Here is a 6,633-nt window from a genome sequence, read left to right as displayed (position 1 = left end):
GAGGTGGTGGTGGCATCTCACGTCGACGCCGACGGCCTCACCTCTGCCGGGATAATATCGGCGGCCCTGGACCGGGCGAACGTCGAGCGCGAGACCCTCTTCTTCAAGCAGCTGGACATCCCCGCTCTGGAGACGATCGCGGATCTCGGGCCGGACCTAGTGATATTCACAGACCTCGGTAGTGGGATGCAATCAGAGATCTGCGAGATGAGTCTTTTGGCCGTGGTGGCAGACCACCACCGTCCCCAGGGTTCGGGGATCGAGCACCATATAAATCCCCACCTGGTCGGCCTCGACGGCGCGACAGAGCTCAGCGGGAGCGGAGCGACGTTCCTTCTCGCAAGAGCCTTGGCCAGGGCCGCCGGATCTGCCGGCAGAAATGACGATCTGGCGGGGCTTGCCATCGTCGGGGCCGTCGGAGACCTCCAGGATATGGCGAGGGGGATGCTCATCGGCCTCAACCGGAGGGTATTGAAGGTGGGAGTCGATGCGGGAGCCCTCTCCTTCGGTCGCGACCTGAAGCTCTTCGGAAAGCAGACCAGGGCCGTCTTCAAGATGCTGGAGTACTCGCAGGACCCCTATATACCGGGCCTCTCGGGCGACGAGGACGCCTGCATCACCTTTCTCAAGGAGCAGGGGATCAGGCTTAGGGGCGAGAGGTGGCGGCGCTGGATCGACATGAACTCCGAGGAGAAGGCGAAGATCGCCTCGGCCCTGGTGAGGAGGGGCCTGCGGGCGGGCCTCTCCAACGCCCAGCTCGAGAGGCTCGTCGGCGAGGTCTACAACCTCCTGGCCGAGCAGGAGGGGACGGAGCTGCGGGACGCGAGCGAGTTCTCGACCCTTCTTAACGCCACTGCCCGATACGGCCATTCCGGGGTTGGCCTCTCGGTCTGCCTCGGCGACCGGGGATCCGCCCTGGAGGAGGCGAGGCTTCTCCTCAACGAGCACCGGCAGAACCTCGTAAACGGGCTGAAGCTGGTCAAAGAAGAGGGGATAGTTTCGCTCGCGCACCTGCAGTACTTCGATGCCGGCGATCGGATCCGAGAGACGATCGTGGGGATCGTGGCCGGGATGAGCTTTCAGACCGCTGACCGGAGAAAGCCGATCCTCGCCTTTGCCCGGTCCGAGGACGGGAAGCTGAAGGTCTCGGCTCGGGGAACCCAGGACCTGGTGAGCTCGGGGCTCAACCTGGCGGAGGCGATATCCGAGGCCGCAGAGAAGGTGGGCGGGATCGGCGGAGGCCACAACGTCGCCGCGGGGGCTACGATCCCTCCCGAGGCGAAGGGCGAGTTCTTGGAGGAGATGGACAGCCTCGTGGGCCGGCAGATCCGGTCTTGAGGGCCCCTATAGGCAGCCGAAGAACCCGGTCTCGTTCATCCTGTTCTTGACAACCAGAACCTTCTCGTCGATGGTGAAGTTTCCTATGAACTCGTGGCTCACATCGACCATCACGTCTCTTATGTCCATGGAGTCCTGGTCCAGGACCAGGTATCCCATCCTGCCGGTGCCGCTGCTGAAGTTGGCGTTCAGGGCGATGTCGGTCCAGTTCGGGTTGCTCTTGAGGTAGATGTTCGAGGAGAGCCTCTCGCACCCGTCGAAGTCCTTGTAGGCCGACATCCCCAGGTAGTAGTTCTTGAGGGTGGTGGTATCGCTGAACTTCTGGTCGTAGGAGAAGAGGGAGGCCTCGGGGTCGCTCTTGCTCCCAAGCCGGATCGGCTCGAGCCCCTCGAAGGCCGGGGCCGCTCCTGCGACCAGCATAAACGCGCCCAGTACCGCGACCAGCTTCATCATGAGAGTGACCTGAACCCTATTCAACTATAATCCTTGCGAGATATCCCAGTGGAACTCGTCGCTCAGCTCTCCGGAGTAGACGGTGGATGCGGGCCCGTCCATGTAGGCCCTATCGCCCTCGAAGGTTATCAGGAGGGGGCCCCCCCTCGTCTCGACGAAGATCTCGTCTCCGGCCATCCCCATCCTCCGGGCCACGGCGGCACTGGCCACCGAACCCGTTCCACAGGAGAGGGTCTCCCCCTCAACCCCTCTCTCGAAGGTCCTGACCGCGAAGGTCTCGCCGATCCGGACGAAGTTGACGTTCGCGCCCTCCGGGAAGATGGAGCTTCGCCTGATGTGGGGCGCCACATCCTCGATGGGCAGATCCATCAGGTCGTCGACGAAGATCACGGCGTGAGGAACCCCAGTGTTCACCGCCGATACCTCAAAACCCTCCAGGGGTTCCATCAGGAACTCGCCCTCGCCCAAGGCTGGGATCCCGGCCCTATCGAAGCAGGGGGTGCCCATCTCCACCCTCGCCCAGAAGTCGCCTCCTATCTCTCTCACCTTCAGGGTTATTATCCCCGCCAGGGTCTCGACCTCGAAGCATTGGCCCACCATCCCGGCGTCCCAGGCGTACTTGGCGAGGCATCGGACGCCGTTTCCGCACATCTCTGCCTCGGAGCCGTCGGGCTGAAAGAGGCGCATCCTCAGATCGGCGTGGTCTGAGGGGGATAGGAAGAGGACGCCGTCCCCGCCGATCCCGAAGTTTCGATGGCAGCACTGGATCGCAAAAGAGCCCTTGAGGGAGTCTGCCACCTTCACCCGGCGATGCTCGTCTATTAGGATGAAGTCGTTGCCGTTGCCCTGGAGCTTGGTGAAGGAGATCCCCCCGGCATCGTAGGGGCTCTCGTCCAGCCTGATATCGGTCATCTCTTTCAGCTTCATTTTATATACCATGGTCTGTTCTCTATCAACTCGGCTTTATGGTGGTGATCTTATTAAACCCATTCTACAGGTTGCCCTGGATCTGCTGGAGCTGGACAGGGCCGTCCAGATAGCTCTTGAGGCGGCCGATGGCGGTGCTGACTGGATAGAGGCAGGAACTCCCCTCATCAAGAGCGAAGGGATGGACGCCGTGCGCGAGCTGAAGAAGGCTCTGCCGGACAAAAAGATCGTGGCGGACATGAAGACGGTGGACACAGGCGCCATGGAGGTGGAGATGGCGGCGAAGGCGGGAGCGAGCATCGTTGCCATCCTCGCCTCCTCCGACGACTCCACCATCACAGACGCCCTCCGGGGGGCGAGACAGTACGGCGTCGAGATCATGGTCGACCTTCTCGGTGCGCCGGACCCGGTGGCGAGGTCTCGAGAGCTGGAGGCCCTCGGCGTCGACTACATCTGCGTCCACGTGGGGATCGACCAGCAGATGATGGGGAAGAGGACGATCGACTTTCTCAACCAGATCGCCGACCGGGTCGATATCCCAGTGGCCGTCGCCGGCGGGATCGATGCGGACTCGGCGGCCGAGGCGGTCGCCTCGGGAGCCTCGATCGTGATCGTCGGAGGCAACATCACGAGAAGCCCCGACGTCACCGGCTCCGGCCTGAAGATCAGGGAGGCGATGGACAGCGCCCTCGATAGGCGCGACATGGTCGCAAAAAAGAGCATGGAGGAGGAGATGATCGAGATATTCAGGGAGGTATCAACCCCTAACATCTCCGACGCCATGCACCGGAAGGGGGCGATGCGGGATATCCTGCCCATAAACCTGGGCAAGAAGATCGTGGGAAAGGCGATAACCGTCCAGACCTTCGAGGGCGACTGGGCGAAGTCGGTCGAGGCGATCGACCTTGCGGGCCCCGACGATGTGATCGTGATCTACAACGGCAGCAGGTACATCTCCTGCTGGGGCGGCCTCGCCACCCAGAGCTGCAAGATGAAAGGGGTCGCAGGCGTCGTCATCGACGGCGCCGTGAGGGACCTCGACGAGGTCAGAGAGCTTGACTACCCGATCTTCGCCAGCGCCATAACCCCCAGCGCCGGGGAGCCAAAGGGCATGGGGGAGATCAACGCCGAGATCACCTGTGGCGGCCGATCGGTGAGGCCCGGCGACATCATCGTCGGCGACGACTCCGGTGTCGTGGTCATCCCTCGGGAGAGGGGCTACGAGATCGCCCGAAGGGCGAAAGAGGTCGAGAAGACCGAGAGTAGGCTCCGCGAGGAGATCAAGCGCGGGAAGACCCTCTCCGAGGTGGCAAACCTCAAGAAGTGGGAGAAGAAGTAGCCGCCCTTCACCGATCCGAGTTTATGAAAAAAAAGGCTACAAACGACAACCCGTAAATACGTTGAATGCGGTTTGCGCGAAAGAGGACACTTGTATGGATCCAGAGACCTTCATCTCTAAATACGAGCCCAAGAAGATGGTGGCGATCTCCTTAGCCCTGCTGGCGGTGGCGATCTCCATCCTGGGCTTCACCTACATCAAGACGGGATCGCCCGTGAACCTGGGGGTCGAGTTCACGGGAGGAACAATAATCACCGTTCCCGTCGTCGAATCGGAAGGTGAGATAGCATCGAAGCTTGCGGCCTACCCGGTGCTGGACATAAGGGACGTGGGCCATCGGTACATGATCCAGATGGGACCCATGGACGAAGCCGAGTATATGCGGCTTTCGGAGGCGATAGAGGCCGAGTACCAGGATCCCGAGATCAAGTACATGGGGCCGGTCTACAGCACCAGGCTCCAGGAGCAGGCGAAGACCTACATCCCTCTATCCTTCCTCTTCATGGCGGTGGTGGTCTTCCTGATATTCAGGACGCCCTTCGTCGCCCTCACTGTAATTCTGGCCGCCTTCTCCGATATCATGATCACCGCGGCGGCTATGGACATAACGGGGGTGGAGCTCTCCCTGGGGACTGTGGCGGCTCTCTTGATGCTGATAGGCTACTCGGTGGACAGCAACATCCTCCTCAACAACAGAGTTCTAAAACGGAAGGGGAGGACCGAGGATAAGGTCGTGGGAGCCTTCAGGACCGGCATCTCCATGACCAGCACCACCTTCTCCGCCATCTTCGCGCTATTCCTGGTCTCGGCCTTCTCCTACCTGGTATCGTCCTCCTTCACCCAGATCAACATCCTCTTCGACATATCGATAGTCCTCCTCTTCGGCCTTCTCGCAGACCTGATGAACACCTGGGTCATGAACTCGAACGCCCTTCGATGGTACCTGGCCCGTCCGAAGAAGTCGGGAGCCCGGAGGCAGAGACGATGACAGAGATAACCAAAGATCCGAGAATCTTAATATTCTTCGTGGCGGTGGCTGCAGCCCTGATAATCCTCGCCCCCATGCCCGGCGACGACGGCCTTCAGTCGAGGCTAAAGTACGGCCTGGACCTGGAGGGAGGGTCTTGGCTCCAGCTGAAGCTTCAGGGGGCCATAGTGCAGCCCCTGGTTGATCCGATCGAGATCCTGGAAGAACAGTTCGGCGACGCCTTGGATAGGCCCGTAGAGGTCGAGTGGCGTCCGGAGAGCATCGACTACACGATCAACGTCGAGGGCAGGGCGCCCAAGACCCTGGCCGAGGATCTGGGCTATCCCCAGTCCACCGTCACGCCGAGAGGGAACGCCACCAGGATCACCATCGATGCTTCTCCGGTCGGGGTGATCATGAACCATCTCGAGACCTCCCTCGACTCGGACGTCAAGTACCTGGGTTCAGATCCGCTCTCCTTCGAGGTGAGGTCGAACGTCACCAGGGAGTCGATGGAGGCGATTTTGGCCCCGGTCGGCGGAACCCTCGCCCCGGGCGACGCCGGCTTCTCTGAGGGCGTGACCGAGGAGACGGTGGACGAGACGAAACAGGTCCTGGACAGGAAGCTGAACCGTCTCGGCCTTCAGGACATCAAGGTCAGGGTGGTGGACAACAAGTTCATCCTGATCGATCTTGCGGGCGTGAGCGTCACCGACGCCCAGGAGATCGTGGGCAAGCCCGGTGTCTTCGAGATCAGGATCCAGACGAGAGGAAACGAATCGATGCACGTCCTCTACGGGGATGCCATCGTAGACGTCTCGCTGCCCCAGGGCGATCAAGCCGGAAACTGGGGCGTGCCCTTCACCCTCTCAGAGGAAGGAGCTCTCGCCTTCCAGAAGGCTGCGATCGATACCGGGGCCACCAGGAACAGGATGGACCACGAGATATCGATGCATCTGGACGATGAGCTGATCTTCTCCGCCCCTCTAGCCCAGGACCTGGCGGCGAGCCTGGAGGTCGCCCCCATGAGAAATATGGTGGCCCAGGTGGGAGGCGACAGCCAGAGGGCCCACGAGCTCTACATCCACCTGAGGGAGGGTGCTCTGCCCGTTAACGTCGAGATCATCGGCACCGGCCAGGTGACAGCGGCCCTCGGAGATCAGTTCAAAAAACAGGTCCTTATAGCGGGGATCATGGCGATCCTGGTGGTGGGCCTGGTGATATACTTCAGGTACCGCGAGCCGAAGATCGTCATACCGATGGTCGCCACCTCCTTCAGCGAGGTTCTGATGATGCTCGCCCTTGCGGCCCTCCTCAAGTGGCAGCTCGACCTGCCCGCCATCGCTGGGATCATAGCGGTCATCGGTACCGGAGTTGACCACCTGGTCATCATCACCGACGAGCTCCTCTACGAGGGGAAGATGCCCAGCGGCAAGATCTACCTCGCTAGGCTCTCCAGCGCCTTCGGGATCATCATGGCCGCAGCCGCGACCACCATCGTCGCCATGCTGCCACTATTCGCCATGGGATTTGGGACCTTCAAGAGCTTCGCCCTGATCACCATAGCCGGGGTTCTCATCGGCGTCTTCATCGCAAGGCCCGCCTACGG

Annotated in this window: 6 protein-coding genes; 4 read left to right on the top strand and 2 right to left on the bottom strand. The window is 61.3% G+C overall.

Annotation, left to right across the window (positions count from 1 at the left end; all coding sequences use genetic code 11):
• Window positions 1-1,338: DHH family phosphoesterase (locus tag ACP5EL_RS08445; RefSeq protein ID WP_428402071.1), on the top strand; the 1,338-nt coding region annotated here is incomplete at its 5' end.
• 6 nt (window positions 1,339-1,344) lie between these two features.
• On the opposite strand, the gene ACP5EL_RS08440 is transcribed toward ACP5EL_RS08445, so the two are convergent.
• Window positions 1,345-1,791 (bottom strand): hypothetical protein, encoded by a 447-nt coding sequence (locus ACP5EL_RS08440; protein WP_428402070.1) that lies wholly within the window; start codon window positions 1,789-1,791, stop codon window positions 1,345-1,347.
• 24 nt (window positions 1,792-1,815) lie between these two features.
• The gene (gene dapF / locus ACP5EL_RS08435) at window positions 1,816-2,718 is read right to left on the bottom strand and encodes a diaminopimelate epimerase (RefSeq protein WP_428402069.1); all 903 of its coding nucleotides are present in this window, start codon (window positions 2,716-2,718) and stop codon (window positions 1,816-1,818) included.
• Between the two features lie 10 nt (window positions 2,719-2,728).
• On the opposite strand from dapF, the gene hxlA reads away from it, so the two are divergent.
• From hxlA to ACP5EL_RS08420, 3 genes are all read left to right on the top strand, one after another.
• Window positions 2,729-4,057: a 3-hexulose-6-phosphate synthase gene (gene hxlA / locus ACP5EL_RS08430; protein ID WP_428402068.1), complete on the top strand. Its 1,329-nt coding sequence runs from the start codon at window positions 2,729-2,731 to the stop codon at window positions 4,055-4,057.
• 94 nt (window positions 4,058-4,151) lie between these two features.
• Window positions 4,152-5,045: a protein translocase subunit SecF gene (locus tag ACP5EL_RS08425; protein ID WP_428402067.1), complete on the top strand. Its 894-nt coding sequence runs from the start codon at window positions 4,152-4,154 to the stop codon at window positions 5,043-5,045.
• Window positions 5,042-6,633: preprotein translocase subunit SecD (locus ACP5EL_RS08420; RefSeq protein WP_428402066.1), on the top strand; the 1,592-nt coding region annotated here is incomplete at its 3' end. The genes ACP5EL_RS08425 and ACP5EL_RS08420, both read left to right, overlap by 4 nt.

The sequence above is a fragment of the Methanocrinis sp. genome (assembly GCF_049974945.1).
Classification (GTDB): domain Archaea; phylum Halobacteriota; class Methanosarcinia; order Methanotrichales; family Methanotrichaceae; genus Methanocrinis.
This window is presented reverse-complemented; position numbering and strand designations above follow the sequence as displayed.

What these genes read in the sequence shown, in the direction of transcription:
- ACP5EL_RS08440 (WP_428402070.1), bottom strand. Translation starts at nt 1,791, where the DNA reads ATGATGAAGCTGGTCGCGGTACTGGGCGCGTTTATGCTGGTCGCAGGA.
- dapF (WP_428402069.1), bottom strand. Translation starts at nt 2,718, where the DNA reads ATGAAGCTGAAAGAGATGACCGATATCAGGCTGGACGAGAGCCCCTAC.
- ACP5EL_RS08425 (WP_428402067.1), top strand. Translation starts at nt 4,152, where the DNA reads ATGGATCCAGAGACCTTCATCTCTAAATACGAGCCCAAGAAGATGGTG.
- hxlA (WP_428402068.1), top strand. Translation starts at nt 2,729, where the DNA reads ATGGTCTGTTCTCTATCAACTCGGCTTTATGGTGGTGATCTTATTAAA.